The 19148-nt window shown below is 68.3% G+C and carries 14 protein-coding genes and 1 tRNA gene; 12 read left to right on the top strand and 3 right to left on the bottom strand.

Going from position 1 to position 19148, the window contains the following annotated elements; all coding sequences use genetic code 11:
• Positions 1-75 precede the first annotated feature (75 nt).
• Positions 76-2163 carry a DEAD/DEAH box helicase gene (locus ACSR87_RS01215; protein WP_498529224.1) on the top strand — a complete coding sequence of 696 codons (2088 nt, stop codon included), beginning with the start codon at positions 76-78 and terminating at the stop codon, positions 2161-2163.
• Positions 2164-2236: 73 nt separating this feature from the next.
• Positions 2237-2310: transfer RNA gene (locus tag ACSR87_RS01210), tRNA-Tyr, on the top strand.
• Between the two features lie 134 nt (positions 2311-2444).
• On the opposite strand, the gene ACSR87_RS01205 is transcribed toward ACSR87_RS01210, so the two are convergent.
• The gene (locus tag ACSR87_RS01205; RefSeq protein WP_498529223.1) at positions 2445-2816 is read right to left on the bottom strand and encodes a 2Fe-2S iron-sulfur cluster-binding protein; all 372 of its coding nucleotides are present in this window, start codon (positions 2814-2816) and stop codon (positions 2445-2447) included.
• 172 nt (positions 2817-2988) lie between these two features.
• On the opposite strand from ACSR87_RS01205, the gene ACSR87_RS01200 reads away from it, so the two are divergent.
• The 8 genes from ACSR87_RS01200 (at position 2989) to ACSR87_RS01165 (ending at position 9989) form a co-directional block, all read left to right on the top strand.
• Positions 2989-3267 carry a DUF7999 family protein gene (locus tag ACSR87_RS01200; protein ID WP_008574599.1) on the top strand — a complete coding sequence of 93 codons (279 nt, stop codon included), beginning with the start codon at positions 2989-2991 and terminating at the stop codon, positions 3265-3267.
• 117 nt (positions 3268-3384) lie between these two features.
• Entirely contained in the window at positions 3385-3768 is a 384-nt protein-coding gene (locus ACSR87_RS01195) for an acyl-CoA thioesterase (protein ID WP_004063118.1), read from the top strand.
• A gap of 115 nt (positions 3769-3883) precedes the next feature.
• The gene (locus ACSR87_RS01190) at positions 3884-4360 is read left to right on the top strand and encodes a 6-pyruvoyl trahydropterin synthase family protein (RefSeq protein WP_405310476.1); all 477 of its coding nucleotides are present in this window, start codon (positions 3884-3886) and stop codon (positions 4358-4360) included.
• The gene (locus ACSR87_RS01185) at positions 4360-5133 is read left to right on the top strand and encodes a 7-carboxy-7-deazaguanine synthase QueE (protein WP_498529222.1); all 774 of its coding nucleotides are present in this window, start codon (positions 4360-4362) and stop codon (positions 5131-5133) included. Before ACSR87_RS01190 ends, ACSR87_RS01185 begins: the two co-directional genes overlap by 1 nt.
• 81 nt (positions 5134-5214) lie before the next feature.
• A complete protein-coding gene (gene queC, locus ACSR87_RS01180; RefSeq protein ID WP_498529221.1) occupies positions 5215-5955 on the top strand; it encodes a 7-cyano-7-deazaguanine synthase QueC in 741 nt (246 codons plus the stop codon).
• A gap of 119 nt (positions 5956-6074) precedes the next feature.
• Entirely contained in the window at positions 6075-6827 is a 753-nt protein-coding gene (locus ACSR87_RS01175) for a class I SAM-dependent methyltransferase (RefSeq protein WP_405001405.1), read from the top strand.
• A gap of 78 nt (positions 6828-6905) precedes the next feature.
• On the top strand, positions 6906-7787 hold the full coding sequence (locus ACSR87_RS01170) for a DMT family transporter (protein ID WP_498529220.1): 882 nt from the start codon (positions 6906-6908) through the stop codon (positions 7785-7787).
• Between the two features lie 138 nt (positions 7788-7925).
• On the top strand, positions 7926-9989 hold the full coding sequence (locus ACSR87_RS01165) for a response regulator (RefSeq protein WP_498529219.1): 2064 nt from the start codon (positions 7926-7928) through the stop codon (positions 9987-9989).
• 46 nt (positions 9990-10035) lie between these two features.
• Here ACSR87_RS01165 and ACSR87_RS01160 read toward each other — a convergent pair whose 3' ends face one another.
• Together ACSR87_RS01160 and ACSR87_RS01155 are read right to left on the bottom strand one after the other, a co-directional pair.
• Complete coding sequence (locus ACSR87_RS01160) at positions 10036-10521, bottom strand: SRPBCC family protein (RefSeq protein ID WP_004041602.1); 486 nt, start codon at positions 10519-10521, stop codon at positions 10036-10038.
• Positions 10522-10650: 129 nt separating this feature from the next.
• Positions 10651-15186: a DUF7997 domain-containing protein gene (locus ACSR87_RS01155; protein ID WP_498529218.1), complete on the bottom strand. Its 4536-nt coding sequence runs from the start codon at positions 15184-15186 to the stop codon at positions 10651-10653.
• Between the two features lie 174 nt (positions 15187-15360).
• On the opposite strand from ACSR87_RS01155, the gene malA reads away from it, so the two are divergent.
• Positions 15361-17394 (top strand): alpha-amylase MalA, encoded by a 2034-nt coding sequence (malA, locus tag ACSR87_RS01150; RefSeq protein WP_498529217.1) that lies wholly within the window; start codon positions 15361-15363, stop codon positions 17392-17394.
• A gap of 397 nt (positions 17395-17791) precedes the next feature.
• Positions 17792-19090 (top strand): MFS transporter, encoded by a 1299-nt coding sequence (locus tag ACSR87_RS01145; protein ID WP_008574575.1) that lies wholly within the window; start codon positions 17792-17794, stop codon positions 19088-19090.
• Positions 19091-19148 lie beyond the last annotated feature (58 nt).

The raw sequence follows: 19148 nt of genomic DNA, 5'->3' as shown, positions 1-19148 counted from the left end.
CAGCGAGTTCCCTCGCTCGCGTCACGGGCCCCGGTGTCGCAAGCCGTTTCCCCGTCGCGACCGTATTCGGCTTCGATGACTGCCGAGGACGAGGACCAAAGTCCTCCCGACGGAGACGGCGACATCGACGGGGCCGGCGCGTCCCGAGACGTACTCGACCGATTGGCCGACGTAACCGAGGTATCCGACGTGCCCGACGCGTCCACCGTCGACGCGGACCAACCGAGCGAAACTGACGACGGCGTCTCGCTCGCAGCGTTCTACGAGGCGCTCGAATCCGAGGGCCGGCCCGTGGTGACCGCCCAGCAGGTCGCTCGCCGCCTCGGCGTCTCGCAGGCGGACGCGATGGACGGACTCGACGCGCTCGCCGGTGCGGGGCGAGTCCAGCGGGTGAACGTCGAGACCGACCCGGTCGTCTGGTATCCGACCGAGTGGGGCGACCTCGCCTCGCGCGAGCGGGTCGTCCTCTTTCCGAAGCGCCGCGAAATCGTCGTCGACAACCCGACCCAGTACACCCGAGCGCGACTCTCGCAGTTTGCGCACCTCGCGGACACCACCGGCGACCGCGAGGGGCGCGGCCGCGGTTACCTCTACCGCATCCGGCAGGAAGACGTGTGGCAGGCACCCTTCGACGACGTCGACTCGCTCCTCTCGATGCTTCGGTCGGTCCTCCCTGAGCGGTCGCCGCACCTCGAAGCGTGGGTCGAAGACCAGTGGAAGCGCGCCCACCAGTTCCGCCTCTACTCTCACGAGGAGGGGTACACCGTCCTCGAAGCCGCCACCGAGAGCCTCATGGGCAACGTCGCGCTCCAGAAACTCGACGACGACCACGTCTACGCCCCCATCTCGGACACCGAGGCGTGGGTCAGAGACGAGGAAATCGCGGCCATAAAGCGCATCCTCTACGACGCGGGCTACCCCGTCGAGGACGACCGCGACCTCGAAGAGGGCGAGGAACTCGACGTCACGCTCGGCGTCGACCTCCGCGACTACCAGCGAGACTGGGTCGACCGATTCGTCGACCAGCGCGCCGGCGTCCTCGTCGGGCCGCCCGGCGCGGGGAAGACCATCGCCGGCATCGGCGCGCTCGCCGCGGTCGGTGGCGAGACGCTGATTCTCGTGCCGAGCCGCGAACTCGCCCGCCAGTGGCGCGAGGAACTCCGCTCGACGACGGACCTCGACGACGACCAAATCGGTGAGTATCACGGCGGCGCGAAAGAGATTCGCCCGGTCACAATCGCCACCTACCAGACGGCCGGGATGGACCGCCATCGCTCGCTTTTCGACTCGCGGCGTTGGGGGCTCATCATCTACGACGAGGCCCACCACATCCCGAGTCGCGTCTTCCAGCGGAGCGCCGACCTCCAGTCCAAACACCGCCTCGGACTGTCGGCGACGCCCATCCGCGAGGACGACAAGGAAGCCGAGATTTTCACGCTCATCGGCCCGCCCATCGGCACCGACTGGGGGAAGCTCTTCGACGCCGGCTACGTCCAAGAGCCCGAAGTCGAGATTCGCTACGTGGGCTGGGGCGACGACATGGCCAGAAACGAATGGGCCTCCAGCGACGGCCGCGAGCGACATATGCTCGCCGCGATGAACCCCGGGAAGATATTCGAGATTCGTCGGCTCCGCGCCCGCCACGCCGACTCGAAGGCGCTCGTCTTCGTCGACTATCTCGACCAGGGCGAGGCGATTGCCGAGGCGCTCGACGTGCCGTTCGTCAGCGGCGAGACCCGCCACCACCGCCGCGAGGCGTACTTCGAGGCGTTCCGCGACGGCGACCTCGACACGCTCGTCATCTCCCGCATCGGCGACGAGGGCATCGACCTACCGAACGCCGGACTCGCAATCGTCGCCTCCGGCCTCGGCGGGTCTCGCCGGCAGGGTTCCCAGCGCGCCGGCCGAACCATGCGCCCGACGGGGAGCGCGCTCGTCTACGTGCTCGCCACTCGCGGCACCAGCGAGGAGGACTTCGCCCAGCGCCAGATGCAACACCTCGCCGGGAAGGGTATCCGCGTCCGGGAGACGAGCGCAGACGACCTCGACACCGAGTCGGACGGCGGTGACACCGACGCCGACACTGACACCGAAGACGACGAGTCGGACGGTGCTGAGTCGGCGTCTGCGAACGGGGCTGAGTCAGCGACGACCGACGAGTAATCACCCGTCGTCGGGCGCTTCGCCGCCCGGAATGAGAATTCTTAAGTCTACCCGTGGATTGAGATTCTCTTGACCGCTCTTAGCTCAGCCTGGCAGAGCAGCCGACTGTAGATCGGCTTGTCCCCCGTTCAAATCGGGGAGAGCGGATTTTGCTTGTAACATCCGGTCGAGCCGGTTTGAGCAGGTCAGTCGCAGCGCATGAACGAAGTGAACGCGTCGTCTGACTGGGTTCAAATCGGGGAGAGCGGACCGTCTTCTCTCGTACCGGCCGGTTCACACGGCTACTCCCGACCGCCCCACACCATCTTTTCGACCAGTTCGACAGTCAGCGGCCCGTCGACGCGAAGCTGACACGAGAGCCGCGGGTAGCCGAACCGCGCCGCGAGGTCGTCGTGCCAGTGGTCGGGCGTCTGCTCGCCCGAGCGAACCCGGACGCCGCACGTCGCACAGAGGCCGCGCCCGCCGCAGTTCACTCGCTTCGTGAGCCGCGCGTACGGTGAAATACCCGCGTCGAGTAATGCGTCGCGGAGCACGGTCCCGCGTTCGACTTCGAGGTCGGTGACGCGGTCGCCGTCGGTGTCGCGGACACGAACCGTGACAGCCGAGTCAGCCGGGTCGCACTCGGTTCGAGCCCGAGGCTCGCGGTCGCTCATCGGTCGGTTGTTCGGGCCGACGCGACATGGGCGTACCCTTCGGACCGGCCCCTCGTTCAGTCACCTCGCCCACCCCTCCCGCTCGCGGCTCTCCCGCTATCTATGTAGAATCCATACCCGAAGATATCAGTATTATAACGGCTTATGACGGGCGGATTCGTAAGTGAGTGTGATGGTGACCCTCGCGTCCGCGCCGGTGTTGGTGAACGTCCGCGTCGAGATGAACGACCACGAGACGATGACGGTCGAACTGCACGAGACGAACGAAACGCGCCACCTTGTGGCCTACGAGTCCGAGCGCATCCGCGACACGCTCGCGTCGCTCCCTGAAGGCGCTCGCGTGCCCGTCGAGATGGTCCGCGCCGGCTCGCGCTCGAACGTCTGGAAGGCCGTCGCACTGCACGGCCGACAGACGCCCCCCGCCGACCAGTCGGCGCGCACGGCGAACTGAGTCGTCCGCGACCCCGTCTTTCGCCCGTCGTTCGTTCCCGCGTCGTCGGCTTATCGCACCGGCTTCACCGGAGGCAAACCGTCGGTGCTATACTCCTCGCCCGTGTCGCGCACCGCAATGAGCTTCGTCGCCGAGGTGGAAGTCCGGTTCCGCGACCACGACTCGTTCGGCCATGTGAACAACGCGGTCTACGCGACCTACTGCGAACAGGCCCGCGTGCGCTTCTTCGAGGAGGTGTTGGACACCCCGCTTTCCGACCCGCACATCGTCGTCGCGCACCTCGAACTCGACTACCGCGCGCCAATCGAGGGCGTCGGCACCGTCGAGGTGGAAGTCGAGGCCGGCGAGCCCGGCGGAAAGAGTTTCCCCATCTACTACACGCTCTCCTACGAGGGCGAGGTCGTCGCCACCGGCGAGACGGTTCAGGTCGCGATGGACGACGAGGGCCGCCCGACCCGCGTTCCCGACCAGTGGCGCGAGGCAATCGCCGACCAACCGTAGCGTCCGGCCGCCGCTCGCACCGCGTTGTCTCTTGGAGCGGTCCAGAACGACATCGGTTATTCGACCGACGGAGCCGAGACAGGAGAATTAAATACTCTCGTAATAATCCCCAGGTATGCCTCGGGGAACACTAGAACGCGCACAGTCGGCGGACGCCGACGACGAGACCCCGCTGTCCCGAGCAGGCGAACGCGTCCTCCACATCGGACGCGACCGGCCGATTCGCATCAGCGCCGGCCATCGTCTCCTCCACCACGACGGCAAGTGTAGCCGCCCGCACGGGCACAACTACGAGATTTCGGTCCGCGTCGTCGGCGGCCTGACCGACGAGGGCTGGGTCGTCGACAAGGGCGTCGTGACCGACGTCATCGACGAGTGGGACCACCGCTTTCTCGTCGAATCGGGCGACCCGCTGGTCGAGGCGTTCGAGCGCTCCGGCGACGCCGACGGAACGGTCGTCCTCGACGCGCCGCCGACGGCCGAGGTGATGGCCGTCGTGCTCGAAGAGAAACTGCTGGCGGCGCTCCCCGACACCGTCTCCGAGGTCTCGGTCTCGGTCAGCGAAACGTCGGAGCTCTGCGCCGGCTTCTGATGCCCGTCTCCGACACCGTCGCCCGCGACGATACCGACGCCGAGGGCGACCGCCTCCCGATAAACGAGCTGTTCGCGTCGCTTCAGGGCGAGGGCAAACTCGCCGGCGTCCCGAGCACGTTCGTCCGCACCAGCGGCTGTAACCTCCGCTGTTGGTTCTGCGACTCCTTTCACACCTCGTGGGAGCCGACTCACGCGTGGCTGAGCCTCGACGAAATCGTCGCCGAGGTCGAGTCGCTGTCCCCCGAGCACGTCGTCGTCACCGGCGGCGAACCGCTCGTCCACGACGAGACCGACGCGCTCCTGTCGGCGCTCGCTGACGACTACCACTTGACCGTCGAGACGAACGGGACGCTCGAAACCGACGCGCCGGTCGACCTCGCCAGTATCAGCCCCAAACTCGCGTCGTCGACGCCGACGCCCGACAACGCCCCGGACGACGTCGACCCCGGCGTCTGGACCGAGCGACACGAGAACGCCCGCATCGACCTCGACGCGCTCGCCTCGCTGGTCGAAGACGCGGCGGAGTTCCAACTGAAGTTCGTCGTCACCGGCCGCGACGACCTCGACGAAATCGAGTCGCTCGTCGACGACGTGCGCGGCGTCGCCGCCCGCGAAATCCGCGACAGCGACGTGTTGCTCATGCCCGAGGGACAGACCCGCGAGCAACTCGCCCGCACCCGGACCGAGGTCGCAGACCTCGCGGCGTCGTTCGGCTACCGCTACACGCCGCGACTCCACGTCGACCTCTGGAACGACGCGCCCGAGACCTGAATCCCCTCGAACGGCCGTCGAACACCCTCCGAACACCCGCTAAACGAGCCTCGAACGCACCACGAATATTCCACGATAACGATGACCTCCGATACCGACACCACGTCCGACGAAAAGCGCGCCGTCATCCTCCTCTCCGGCGGCATGGACAGCGCGACGACCGCCTACGAGGCCAAGGAACGCGGCTACGAACTCTACGCGCTTCACACCTCGTACGGCCAGAAAACCGAGTCGAAGGAGTACGACTGCGCCCGTGCGCTCGCCGCCGAACTCGACGCGCAGGATTTCCTCCACATCGAGACGAGCCACCTGAAGCAAATCGGCGCGTCGTCGCTCACCGACGACTCGATGATCGTCGCCGACGCCGACATGGACGCCGACGAGATTCCGACCTCGTACGTCCCCTTCCGAAACGCCAACCTCCTGTCGATGGCCGTCTCGTACGCCGAGGCGAACGACTGCGACGCCGTCTTCGTCGGCGCGCACTCCGAGGACTACTCGGGCTACCCCGACTGCCGGCCCGAGTTCTTCGACGCCTTCGAGGCCATGGTCGACGTCGGCACGAAACCCGACACGACCATCTCGCTCGAAGTCCCGTTCGTCCACGACTCGAAGACCGACATCGCCCGCCGGGGCCTCGAACTCGGCGTCCCCTTCGAACACACGTGGTCCTGCTACCGCGCCGAGGAACCGGCCTGCGGCACCTGCGACTCCTGTGCGTTCCGCTTACAGGCGTTCCAGAACCTCGGCGAGCGCGACCCGATTCCGTACGCCGAGCGCCCTGACTACGCGGACGGCGACGCCGGCCCCGACGCGGCGTAGCGTCGCCCCGCACGCTGACCACTCCGCGCTCCGTGCGCCGACGAGACGGAGAGAGTTCGCCCGCGTCCCGACCTGTCTCCTCGCGCCCCTTTTTCACCGACCTGCGCGAATCCCGCGTCATGAGCGACGAGAAACGCCGAACCGCCGCCCAGTTCGGGAGCGCCGCCGAGTCGTACTTCGACAGCGAGGTCCACCGCCTCGGCGCGGACCGCGAGACGCTCGCGTCGTGGTGCCGCGGCGCGACCCGCGCGCTCGACGTGGCGACCGGGGCCGGCCACACCGCGGGCGCGATAGCCGATGCCGGCGTCTCCTCGGTCGTCGCGGCCGACGCCGCCCCCGAGATGGTCGCCACCGCGGTTCGCGAGTACCCCGTCGCGGGCGTCGTCGCCGACGCCGAGCGCCTTCCCTTCGCGGACGATGTCTTCGACGCGGCCGCCTGCCGTATCGCCGCGCATCACTTCCCCGACCCCGAGGCGTTCGTCGCCGAGGTCGCGCGCGTCCTCGAACCGGGCGGCGTCTTCGCCTTCGAGGACAACGTCGCGCCCGAGGACGCCGCCCTCGCCGCGTTCCTCAACGGCGTCGAGGTCCTCCGCGACCCGACTCACGTCGAACTCCACCCGGTTTCGCGGTGGCGCGAGTGGTTCGCGGCCGCGGGCCTGTCGGTCGAGACGGTCGAGACCGCGGCGATACGCCTCCAGTTCGACCCGTGGACCGAGCGGACGAACGTCTCGCCCGCCGACCGAGACGAACTCGAACGTCGGTTCCGCGAAGCGCCCGAGGAGGCGAAAGAACTGTTCGACGTGGAGTTTGACGGCGACTCCGTCGTCTCCTTTGCCAACCCGAAGGCGCTGATTCGGGCCCGAACGGAGTAGGTGAGCAGATTCGCCGCCTCGAATCCGCGACCCGCCGAGACCCACAAACGGTAAGCGGACCCCCCGCGACGTGGAGGTGTGTCAACGCCCGACTCCGACGCCCCCATCTCGCCGCTCGCGGGCCTCGGCATCGCCGTCCTCGCGGTGAGCACGAGCGCTATCCTCGTCCGCTGGAGCGCCGCGCCGAGCCTGATAAAGGCGTTCTATCGGGTCCTGTTCACCGTGGCGCTGCTCGCGCCGGTCGCGCTCGTCCGCCACCGCGACGCGCTGGCGACCATCTCGGGGCGGGACCTGCTGGCGGCCGGGGGTGCGGGCGTCGCGCTCGCGGCCCACTTCGCGTCGTGGTTCGAGAGCCTCAACCACACGACGGTCGCCGCGAGCGTCACGCTCGTGCAGTCCCAACCGCTTTTCGTCGCCGTCGGCGCGTGGGCCGTCCTCGACGAGCGCGTGAGCCGCCGCACCGCAATCGGCATCGGCGTCGCGCTCGCGGGCATGGCGCTCATGTCCGTCTCCGACTTCCTCACCGCCGGCGGCGCGCCGCGGCCACTCCTCGGAAACGGACTGGCGGTCGTGGGTGCCGTGACGGCGGCCGCCTACGTCCTCACCGGCCGGAGCGTCCGCAGCAGGGTTTCCCTCGTCCCCTACGTGGTCGTCGTCTACTCGGTCTGTGCCGCCGCGCTCCTCGTCGTCGCGGTCGGCCGCGGCGACCCGCTGACGGGCTATCCGCCCCGCGAGTGGCTCCTGTTTCTCGGGATGGCCGTCGGCCCGGGCGTCTTCGGTCACACCGTCATCAACTGGGCGCTCGCCCACCTCGAATCGAGCGTCGTCTCCGTCTCCCTCCTCGGTGAACCCGTCGGCAGCACGATTCTCGCCCTCTTTCTCCTCGGTGAGATTCCCACGCTCCCGACCGTCCTCGGCGGGGCGGTCGTCCTCGGCGGCATCTACGTCAGCGCGTCCTGACCTGTCCCGGCCGATGCGGGCGGTTCCGAACCCGGACACTCGTCCGAAGACGCGTCGATTCGTCTCCCGCTCCGAATCCGTTATCGGCCCTGATAACCGCGTCACAACGCTCATTACGGTGAGCGGTCGCTACATCGTATGGACGACGGGCCGGGGGCAGACGTACGCGTTCTCCACGTCGATGACGAGCCCAGTCTGACGGACCTCGTGTCGATTTACCTCGAACGCGAGGCGGGCGACGTGGACCTGTCGGTCTCGACGTCGAACTCGGGGGCGGATGCCCTCGAACGACTCCGACAGGAACGGGTCGACTGCGTCGTGTCGGACTACGATATGCCCGACATCGACGGGCTGGAGTTCCTCCGCGCGGTCCGTTCGGAACACCCCGACCTCCCTTTCATCCTCTTTACCGGCAAAGGCTCCGAGGAGGTCGCTCGCGACGCCTTCCGCGTCGGCGCGACCGACTACATGCAGAAAGACACCGGCACCGACCAGTACACGGTGCTCGCCAACCGGGTCGTCAACGCCGTCTCGCAGTACCGCGCGAAGGCGGCCTCCGAGCGGTACGGCACTGCCATCGAGGTGCTCGACAGCGGCGTCTACTCGCTCGACTCGGCGGGGCGCTTTACCTCCGCCGACGGCGTCTTCTGCGAACTCACCGGCTACGACCGCGAGGCGATTATCGGCCGCGAGTTCGCTGACCTCGCCGCGGAGGCCGCCGACGAGATTCTGTCCGCCTTCGAGCGGGTCGTCTCCCCGAACGCCCCCGACACGGAGCGCTTCGAGACGGTGCTGTCGCCCGGCCCTGCGTACCCGCACGACGACGACCTCCTCTGTGAGGGCCACCTCGCGCTCCGTCCCACCGAAGACGACGAACCCGCCGTCATCGGGACGTTGCAGGACGTGACCGAGCGCCGCCGCCGCCGGAACCGACTGCGCTACGAGACGCGCCTGAAAGACGCCGTGTTGGACACCTCCACGTCGCTGATGAGCGCCGAGACCGACGAAATCGGCACGAAAATCGAGTGGACGCTCCAGTCGGTCGGCGAGGTGGCCGACCTCGACCGCTGTTCGGTCTATCTCTACGACGACGAGACGACCGTCGCCGCCCGGATGCACGACTGGCGCGGCGGCGGCCGACGCGAGCACCCCGAGCGCGTCGCCCTCGAAGACGCCCGCTGGCTGCTCGAACGACTCCACCGCTTCGAGAACGTCCGCCTCCATCGCGTCTCGGACCTTCCGCCCGAGGCGTCGGACACGAAGCGCGTGCTCACCGACGCCGGGACCGGCGGCTTCGTCGCCGTGCCGATGGTGTCGAAATGGGCGCTCGTCGGCTTCGTCGTCTTCGACGTGGTCGAGACGAGTCGCTCGTGGACTGACACCGAAGTCGACCTCCTGCGCTCTGTCGGCAACAACGTCACGCACACGCTGGCCCGCCAGCGACGCGAGCGCGAACTTCAGCGGCAGAACGACCGCCTCGAAGAGTTCGCGTCGGTCGTCTCTCACGACCTGCGGAACCCCCTCAACGTCGCCAAGGGGTTCGTCGAACTCGCCCGCGAGGAAGACGACGTGACCTACCTCGACCGCGCGCTCGACGGCGTCACCCGAATGGACACGCTCCTCAACGACGTGCTCACGCTGGCCAGACAGGGCCGCAAAGTCGGTGAGACGCGCTCTGTCGCCATCGAGAACGTCGCTGAGCGGGCGTGGAAGGCGGTCGACACCGGCGACGACGCGGTGCTCGTCGTCGAGGACGGACTCGGGACCACGCAGGCCGACCAAGGCCGGTTCCAACAGGCGTTCGAGAACCTGTTTCGGAACGCGGTCGAGCACGGCGGCTCCTGCTGTGACTCCGATGACGACGCGCCCGCCGACGAGACGGCGTCCGCCGAGTCGCCGCCGACGGACGCGACCGACGAGCTGACCGTCCGCGTCGGTCCCACCGAGACCGGCTTCTACGTCGCCGACAACGGTCCCGGCATCCCGGCCGACGAGCGCGACACCGTCTTCGAACACGGTCACACCACGTCCGACTCCGGCACGGGCTTCGGGCTCTCAATCGTCGAGAGCATCATCGAGGCCCACGGCTGGGATATCGAGGTGACCGCCCCGGAGGCCGACCTCGGCGGCGCGCGCTTCGAGTTCGATATCGGCGGCGTCCGCTCCGAGGTCGAACCGCGGTTCTCGCTCAGCGACGACTGAGCCGTCGACGCTCCGGCTCGATTCGATTCGACTCCCGCGCTACCGGTTACTGTTCTTCGAGCAGTCGCTTCGTCTCGGCGTGTCGCGCGCGGAACATCCCCTCGAAGCCGACGCCGCCGAAGACGCCCGCGAGGTCACCGAGGGGACCGAACGGCAGTTCGTACTCCACGCGGTCTTCGACTATCGTCTCGTCGCCGTCGGCGACGAACCGGTGGGTGTGGACCCATCGCGAGAAGGGGCCGCCGACCATATCGTCGCGGAACCACGCCGTCGTCTCCCCGGCCTCGCGGTCGAGGATGCGCGAGGTCCATCGCTGGCGGGGACCGACCCCGAACGGTCGCATCGACATCTCGATTTCCGTCCCGGCGACGAGTTCGTCGGGGTCGTCGTCGCCGTCGGGGCCGCGGACCGACTCGATGTCGAGGCGCATCCACGCCGGGGTGAGCGCCTCCAGTCCGGACACGTCGGAGTGGAACTCCCAGACGCGTTCGAGCGGGGCGGCGATACGGGTTCGACGCTGGTAGACCGGCATACCCGACCGTTAGGCCGGAGACGCAAAAGCGGTGCTGGCGGAACGGGTCGAAAGAAGTCGTCGAAGCGCCGCCCGCGAGGTCGGGGTCGGGGACGGTGACGGGAACGGCAGTCGGCCGGTCGCGCCGCCTCAGAGCGTGAAGCGCGAGACGGTCGTGCCGGCTTTCGTCAGGTCCTCGTGGGTCGCGGCGGCGACGGTCACTTGGTTTTCGCCGTACTCGATGGCGACTTCGACCTCGAACGCCCCGTCTTCGGGCTCGACGAGTCGGGTCTCGCCGGGCGTCTTCACCGCGGCGACGGGAGCGTCGGTCTGCCCCGAGACGACGAGCTTGTCGCCCTTGAAGCGCGTGCTCACGCGGAGCGAGGGCCCGGTCGGGCGGTCGGACTCGACGTACCGCTCGCGGAGGAACGCGGGCGTCTCGACGGGTTCGCCCGCGTCGACGCCGTGGGCGAGGCGGACGTACTGGGCCATCGACCACGCCAGCGGCGTCGCGCTGCCGGTGCCCTCACCGAACTCCCAGTTGAAGTCGGTCGCGTGTTCGCGGTCCCAGACCTGCTCTGCGAGCATCCGGCCGGAGTTGGCGAAGGCGGCCATCGTCCGCAGTAGGTTGTCCGGTGCGAGGTCGCCGTCTTCGGTTCCCGCGAGCAGTTCGTACTCGCCGCGTTCGCCGGTGAAGATGGGCCACAGCCGGCCTTTCCCCTTGGCGTCGACGGACCACGGCGCGCCCTCTTCGTCGCGTTCGCGCTCGCCGTAGCCGTCGCCGTTGTACCGGTAGAACGCCGGACCGTGCGGCGTGTCGACGCGGATGGTCTCGTCGACCTCTTTCAGCGAGTTGCGGATTATCTCGTCGTCGGCGGGCTTGATGCCGAGGCGGGTGAGTTCGAGGAAGCCGGCGTCGATGATTTCGCGCTCGTCGAGCGTCGGCCCGTTGTTCGCCAGCGTCCGCAGGTGTCCGGCGTCGGGTTCGCCGTCGCGGGTGATGCGGACGTAGTACGGCGTGTGCGTGTTGCGGTCGGTGCCGGTCCGCGTGGCGGTCCAGTCGTCGACGCGCTCGGCCCAGTCGTCGGCCAGCGCCAGCCAGACGAGCGCGTCCTCGGTGTGGCCCTCGTCGAGCGCGATGGCCGCCGCGCAGCCGAGACCGGCGATTTCGGCCGCGATGGACGACGGCGAGTAGCCGGCCTCCTCCTCCCAGCGCTCCTGTGCGGTCGGCGGCCCGTTCCGCGCGACGTAGTCCGCGGAGTACTTGACGTTCTCGTAGCCGTAGGCCACGTCGTCGAAGGTGACGCCGCGCTCGTGGAGCATGTACGCCATCACCTGCGGGAACGAGATGTTGTCCATCTGCTCGCCGCCCCAGCGGGTCCGCCCGTTGAGGTAGGTGTTCTGCGGGATGAAGCCGCGGTCGTCCTGCTGGTAGGTGTAGATGTACTCCAGCGCGTCGATGGCCGTCTCCACGTCGCCGACGGCCTCGAAGACGGTGAAGACCTGATAGAGGTCGCGCGACCAGACGAAGTTGTAGCCGTAGCCCTTCGCCTCCTCGGCGGGGACGGCCTCGCCCCACGGCACCGACGGCGAGGCGAGCCCCGCGCCGAGGTAGGTCTTGTCCTCGACCGCCCGCAGGCTCATGAGCGCGGTCTTGTACTGCGCGGCGAGGTCGTCGTCGCCGGCGACGGAGCCGGGGAGTTCCTTGTCGGCGAGGAAGTCGGCCCACGAGTCGACGTACGCCGCCCGCGCCGTCTCGTAGCCGCGGGTGAGCGCGCCGGCCGCCTCGCCCAGCGCGGCGGCGGTGTCGGCGTGTTCAGCGAAGCCGAGCGCCAGCGTCTCACCGAGTTCGTCGCCCGTGCCGATGCGCCCGACGAGGACGACGTTCTCGTCGTCGATGCGCTCTTGGGCGCTCGGGAGTTCGCCCTTCGAGAAGAAGTCCGCGAGGTACCGCGAGCCGGCGACGCCGACGGTCGCCCACTCGAATCGCCCGGCGGCGGTGAGCGCGATTGCGACGCTGTACTCCCTGCCGTCCTGGTCGATGAGGAGCGGTTCGTGGCCGTCGCCGGCGTCGAACGCGCCCGCGTCGCGGGCGACGAGGTGGTAGCTCCCGAGCTGGCCGAGGCGGATGCCGCGGTCTTTCGTCCCGGTGTTCGCCAGCGCCGTGTCGGCGATGGTGTACAGTTCGTACTCGTCGCCGTCGATGGACTCGAACTGCACGTCCGCGAGCATCGCGTCGTGTTCGGGGTCGAGGACGTACTCGACGGTGAGTTCCCACTCGTGGCCGCGGCCGTCGCCCGTCTCGGTGACGACGTGGCGGAAGACGAGCGCGTCGTCGTCGATGATTTCGGCCCGGCGCTCGACCGTGTCCGCGTGGTCGTCGCGGCGGGTCTCGTTGTGGGTCCGCGCCGTGTACTCGTCGTCCGGGTCGGCGTCGACGACGAGGAAGTCGAGCGTCCGGAGGTTCATCAGGTCGACCCGCGGGAAGCGGACCTCGGTCAGCGCGCCCTCGGTCAGGGTGAACCAGACGCGCGAGGGGTCCTCGGCGTAGTGGTCCGCGACGGTGCCGATGCCGTATTTCTCGCCGGTCGTCCACCGCGGCCGGTTCTCCGGGCCGGTCGGCGCGGGCTTCGGGGCCGGCAGCGCGTCGATATCTGCGAGGATGGCGGTCGTCTCCATGCGGATTGCGTGGGGCCACCCCAGCGGCGTCGCGCTGTCGAAGCGCCCGTCGTCGAACACCTGTTCCGCGAGGTAGCCCGCGTCGGTCGTGAAGGGGCCGTCGGGCTGGAGCAGTTCGTAGAGGTTCGTCGCGCGCTCGACGAAGCGGCGGCCGTCCTTGCCGAGGCGGTCACAGAGGACGCCGAACTTCGCGGCGGCGTTCGCGCCCCACGCGGTCGAGACGGACCACACTTTCTCGCCGTCCTGCCCGTCGGCGCGCCAGTAGTCGTCTTCGAATCGGACCAACCCGGCCACGTCGCCGCGGGGGTTCCGGTAGAGCCCCTTCAGCGTCGCGGCCATGTGTTTGACGAGCCGGTTCGCAGTCTTCGATTCGACCTCCTCGATGTCCGCGTAGGCGTCGACGGCGTCGACGAGGGCGAACGTGGCCGAATCGAGGCGGTCGTCGAGTTCGCCGTTTCGGTCGATTCGGAGGGCGTAGACCTCGCGCTCCTCGGACCAGAGTTCGTCGAGTCCTTCGTACACCGCGGTCGCCTGCTCGGCGGCGTGCTCCCGGAGGTCGTCGTTCACGGGCGCGGTGGCGACCGTGGCGTACGCCTGAAGGAACGTCGCGGCCGTGTGCGTGAACCGGCCGCTCATGTTCTCCCACGCGTTCTGACAGGGTTTCGGGAGTCCGTCGGATTCGAGGCTGCTGTCGAGGCCGGAGACGCCCGCCGCGACGGTCGAGCGGAGCCGCCCGACGAGTTCGTCGTCGAGTTCGTCGCGGCGCTCGGCGAGGAGCGACGCGAGCGCGGCGACGACGCTCGCGGTCTGGTCGGCCTGGTACTCCTCGTCGCCGGTGCCCTCGACGCGGCCGTGTGCCCAGCCGGGGGCGACGCTCCCGTCGACGGCCCAGACCCGGTGGGGCCACGTACCGTCTTCGAGTTGGGTTTGACAGTAGAACTCGGCGCTCGTGGCGAGGCGGTCACCGAGGTCGAGACCGAAGGCGTCGTCGGCGTGCGCGAGCGCCTGCGTGACCTCGGCGTCGTCGCGGAACCAGGTGTAGCCGTAGCCGCCGGAGTGGGCGTAGAACGGGTCGAACTCGGGTCCGGCGATGCGCGCGCCGCTGGGGGCGGTCAGAAGCGACAGCGCTCGGAGGTCGGCGCGGACGATTCGCTCGCGCGGCGTCCCGTCGGGGACGAACACCTCGGCCTGCTCGCGGGCGGCATCGCGGAGCGCGTCGGCGGTGGCGTGCTGGACCGAACAGTGTCGGAGGTCGGCGAGGGCGTCGGTCCGCGCCATCTCGTTGTGGTCCGAAAGCTGGGTGACGAGGGTGGTCCGCGCGGCGCGGCCCTCCTGTTCGAGCGGGGCGCTGACGACCACGTCGCCCGAGAGATGGGTGTCCTCGTAGCGGTCGAGGACGGCCTCCCGCGGGAAGTCGAAGGTGTCGTCGGAGAGAATCTCGTCGAATCGCTCGGGAATCTGGCCGCGAACGTCGGTGAGGCCGGTCGACGCGGTGACGTAGTCGTGTTCGTTTCGGTGGAACACCTCGACCGCTTGGGTGTCGTTCGGGCCGCCGGCCTCGTGGATGAGCCGGCCGACCCGCGTCTCTCGCCCCTCGGGGGCGAAGGTGAGGAAGGCGGTCAGGTGGGCGTCGGTGGGAATCGCACCGCGGAGTTCGACGTGCGTCACGTGGGCGCGACCGAGCGTCAGGTCGTACTGGTGGACGGTGTACTCCCCGGCGTCGTACTCGGTCTCGACGAGGCTCGTCTCCCGGTAGTAGTGCTGCCGCACGGACTCCAACTCGTCGAACCAGTGCGTCTCGCCGTTCGTCTCGATGCCGAACCGAGAGCGGTCGATACCGTAGAGACCCGAAAGCGGAGCGGAATAATCCCGGAGAGAGCCGTCGAGTCCGACGTAGACGAGTCGGTCCCCGTGACCCGAAAACGCGCCGTCCGAGGTCCGACACTCCTCTGGGAAGCGCCCGCCCCGGTCGCGTTTGTATTCGTTTAACGCGGTCCGAAGTCGCATAGAGGTAGACGAGGGTCCCGAACCATAAGTATTGGCCGCCCGTTTGCCATCTGTTATGCCTGTGAACCGACGAATTCGGGAGACGCCGAGGCGACTCGGTAGAACCCGTCTCTCACCGGAACGCCGGTCCCACCAGGGGTAAACTCAAAGTCACCCGGCACGTTGATTGTGAGTATGCAACACCCAGGACCGCCGCAGTTCATGGCTGTCGGCGAGTCAGTACAACTCGCGCCTCGCGACCCGGACCCCGACGCCGACTACTCGTGGCGGGTTCGGAGCGCGCCGGTCGCCAGTAGTCTCGAACTCGACGAAGACACGGCAGTCGTGCAGTTCACGCCCGACGCGGCCGGCCGGTACGTGGTCGAACTCGACGCGCCCGACGTGACGTACACGCTCACCGTCCGCGTCTTCCCCGGCTCCTACCTGCCCGCCGGCTCCGCCAGAAGCGGCGCGAGCGGGATGAGCGGAATGAGCGGGTACAGCGGACAGAGCGGCTCAGCGCGCCCGACGGGATTCAGCGGCGGCGCGTCCGGCTCCGGGAGCGCCATCGGCGACGCCGACCGGGGACGGGGAGGTCGTCCGCGCATCAGGCTCGACGCGACCGTCGAGGACGGCGTGGTCGTCGTCCGCGCCGACCCGCAACCGAACCCCGACAGCGACACCGACCGCGACGACCTCGTGGTCGAGTTCGTCGTCGACGACCGCGACGACGTGGACGACGCGGCCGTCGAGACCGACGGCTGGGAGCTCCGCGTCCCGCTTTCGGCGGTCGGCGACCGACTCCGCGTCCACGCGGTCGCCCTCGACGAGACGTACAGCGTCCCCGACACGGTGACCGTCGAGCGCGAGGCCGTCGCCGACGGCGGGTTCGCCGAGGCGGAGACCGACCCGGTACGGACCGACGTGACGAGCCACGCCGACGGCTCCGGCGCGGGGAGCGCGTCAGTCTCCCGCCCTAACGACCCGCCGCAGTGGTCTCGGGAGGTGACGCTCTACGAGATTTACGTCCGCGGCTACGCCTCGGACGACGAGGACGCCGACAACACCTTCGAGGCGCTCGAAAAACGCCTCGACTACCTCGAATCGCTCGGCATCGACTGCCTGTGGCTCACGCCCGTCCTCCAGAACGACCACGCGCCCCACGGCTACAACATCGTGGACTTCTACTCCATCGCGGAGGACCTCGGCACCCGCGAGGACTACGAGCGGTTCGTCGAGGCCGCCCACGACCGCGGCATGAAGGTGCTTTTCGACCTCGTGCTCAACCACTCCGCGCGGGACCACCCCTTCTTCGAGGACGCCTACAAGAACCCCGACTCCGAGTACTACGACTGGTACGAGTGGCGCGAAGACGGCGAGCCGGGAACGTACTTCGACTGGGAGTACATCGCCAACTTCGACCACCGGAACCTCGAAGTCCGGCGCTACCTGCTCGACGCGGTGGACATGTGGGCCGAGGTGGTCGACGGCTTTCGCTGCGACATGGCGTGGGCCGTCCCCGACACGTTCTGGCAGGAGATTCGGGACCGCGTGAAGGCGAAGGACCCCGAGTTCCTGCTTCTCGACGAGACCATCCCCTACATCGCCGACTTCCACGAGGGCATGTTCGACATGCACTTCGACACGACGCTGTACTTCACGCTTCGGCAGGTCGGCCGCGGCGACGAGCCCGCAGAACGAATCCTCGACGCCGTCGAACAGCGAACGCAGGTCGGCTTCCCCGACCACGCGGCGTTCATGCTCTACCTCGAAAACCACGACGAGACGCGCTACATCGTCGAGTGCGGCGAGGACGAGGCGCTGGCCGCCGCGGGCGCGCTGTTTACGCTCCCCGGCGTGCCGATGGTCTACGGCGGCCAGGAAATCGGCCAGCGCGGCCGCCGCGACGCCCTCGCGTGGGACCACGCCCGCGACGACATCCGCGAGCATTACGAGCGACTCATCGAGGTCCGCGACGAGACGCCCGCACTCCGGGACGGCGGGACGTTCCGCCGCATCGACTACGAGGCCGACACCGACCGCGCCATCGCCTTCGTTCGCGACCACGACGACGGCTCGTACCTCTGTGCGCTCAACTTCGCGCCCGGCGCGACCACGGTCGATGTCGGTGACCTCGCGGTCGACGCGACCGATATCGTCTCCGCCGACTCGGTCGCCGCCGAGGGCGGCATCCGCGTCGACGACGTGGTCGTCTGCCCGCTCGCCTGACGCCCGCTCGCCGCACTCCCCCCGCCCGCCGTGACTCCCCCCGCTCGCCGCAACTAACCCCGCTCGCGGTCGAACACGCCGACGAGATGGGGAAGCGTTCGCTGACGGACCGCCCCAGTCAGGGCGGCCCTCACCACCAGATTCATACGCCCCGAACACTTTTGGACGTATGTCCACCTCATAACGAGGTGTATTATCGGGTAATATCGATAATATTCTCCTTATCTAGTCCATTTCTCTAAACATTCGGTAGGTGTTTATGGCTCATTGTGGGCAGCACTTTTCTATGATAGCTCTGTGCGTTTCGCTACATGATGTCCAAACCAATGCAAGAAAATGGTAGAACTATGCACGGTTGTGCATGTTCTGCGGAGGATAGTGTATGGGACTCGTAAAGATGACCAAGTGGCGGACGCTGCTTCTCGCCACTATCGGGTTCAACTTCTCCTTCCTCATCTGGTTCTCGTTTGCACCCTTTACGGGACCGATGGCTGAGGAGTTCGGCCTTTCGCTGGCCGAAATCGGCATCCTCGCGAGCGCGGCAATCTGGCTCGCGCCCTTCGGCCGCATCCTCACCGGCTGGCTCTCAGACAAGTTCGGCGCGCCGGTGGTGTTCGCCATCGTCCTCGGCTACGTCGGGGTGTTCTCGATGGCGAGCGCCTTCGCCGAGAGCTACACCGTGTTCTTCGTCGAGCGCCTCATCGTCGCCACGGCGGGCATCACGTTCGTCATCGGTATCCAGCACGTCTCGGAGTGGTTCGAAGAGGAGAACCTCGGCATGGCCGAGGGCGTCTACGCCGGTATCGGGAACGCCGGAGCCGCCGGCGGCGCGCTCATCCTGCCCCGCGTGTTCGGGGCCGACTGGAGCGGCCCCCTGTTCCAGAGCAACTGGCGCGCGGCGTTCTTCTACACCGGCGTCGTCTCGATTCTGCTCGCAATCGCCTACTACGTCCTCGGCGAGGCGGCGTCGAGCAAGGAGCGCCGGCAGGCGACCGCCGACAACGCGACGCTCAAGCAGTGGGTCCACACCGCGACCCGGTACGGGACCGTCGCGCTCGCGCTCGCCTACGTCATGAGCTTCGGCCTCGAACTCTCGATGAACGGCTGGCTCGCCACCTACTACCGCGAGGCGTTCAACACGAACAACCTCGTTCTCGCGAGCACGTTCGCGGCCACGTTCTCCATCGCGGCCGGCCTGCTCCGGCCTATCGGCGGCTACGTCAGCGACGTGCTGGCGCGCAAGGAGATGGACATCCTGCCCGTGTTCGAGGGTCGCTACCGCGAGCAGTGGACGTTCGTGGCGCTCTCGTTCATCGTCGTCTCCATGCTCGTGATGACGCTCGCCGGCCTCTCGGGGACCGTCCTCATCGCGGTGGCCGCCGGCTTCATGGTCGGCATGGCCTGCGCGTTCGCTGAGGGCGCTATCTTCGCGCAGGTTCCCGCGATGTTCCCCAACAGTTCCGGGGCCGTCGCGGGCGTCGTCGGCGGCGTCGGCACCATCGGCGGCATCACCTACCCGCTCGTCTACTCGTCGGTGCTCCTGCCGAACCTGCACGTCGGCTACGCGCTCGTCGCGGCGACGATGGTTCCCATCGTCCTCCTGAACGCGTGGGTCTACCGCCCGCACATCGCGAAGCGCGCGACCGTCGACGGCTTCCTCGGCTCGTCGGGCTCGACCGGCCCGGCCGACGACTGAGCGGCCGACCGCGACTGCGACGTTTCATTTTTTCGACCGACCGACTGCCCGCGAGCCG

Source organism: Haloferax sp. SDI50, assembly GCF_059802635.1.
Note: the sequence above shows the minus strand (reverse complement) of the source record. Positions and strands in the feature narration are given on the sequence as shown.

Bases quoted from the DNA above. Each gene is read 5' to 3' on its own strand.
- ACSR87_RS01215 (WP_498529224.1), top strand. From the start codon at position 76: ATGACTGCCGAGGACGAGGACCAAAGTCCTCCCGACGGAGACGGCGAC.
- malA (WP_498529217.1), top strand. From the start codon at position 15,361: ATGCAACACCCAGGACCGCCGCAGTTCATGGCTGTCGGCGAGTCAGTA.
- ACSR87_RS01175 (WP_405001405.1), top strand. From the start codon at position 6,075: ATGAGCGACGAGAAACGCCGAACCGCCGCCCAGTTCGGGAGCGCCGCC.
- ACSR87_RS01190 (WP_405310476.1), top strand. From the start codon at position 3,884: ATGCCTCGGGGAACACTAGAACGCGCACAGTCGGCGGACGCCGACGAC.
- ACSR87_RS01205 (WP_498529223.1), bottom strand. From the start codon at position 2,816: ATGAGCGACCGCGAGCCTCGGGCTCGAACCGAGTGCGACCCGGCTGAC.
- ACSR87_RS01160 (WP_004041602.1), bottom strand. From the start codon at position 10,521: ATGCCGGTCTACCAGCGTCGAACCCGTATCGCCGCCCCGCTCGAACGC.
- ACSR87_RS01155 (WP_498529218.1), bottom strand. From the start codon at position 15,186: ATGCGACTTCGGACCGCGTTAAACGAATACAAACGCGACCGGGGCGGG.
- ACSR87_RS01195 (WP_004063118.1), top strand. From the start codon at position 3,385: ATGAGCTTCGTCGCCGAGGTGGAAGTCCGGTTCCGCGACCACGACTCG.
- ACSR87_RS01200 (WP_008574599.1), top strand. From the start codon at position 2,989: ATGGTGACCCTCGCGTCCGCGCCGGTGTTGGTGAACGTCCGCGTCGAG.
- ACSR87_RS01185 (WP_498529222.1), top strand. From the start codon at position 4,360: ATGCCCGTCTCCGACACCGTCGCCCGCGACGATACCGACGCCGAGGGC.
- queC (WP_498529221.1), top strand. From the start codon at position 5,215: ATGACCTCCGATACCGACACCACGTCCGACGAAAAGCGCGCCGTCATC.
- ACSR87_RS01145 (WP_008574575.1), top strand. From the start codon at position 17,792: ATGACCAAGTGGCGGACGCTGCTTCTCGCCACTATCGGGTTCAACTTC.
- ACSR87_RS01165 (WP_498529219.1), top strand. From the start codon at position 7,926: ATGGACGACGGGCCGGGGGCAGACGTACGCGTTCTCCACGTCGATGAC.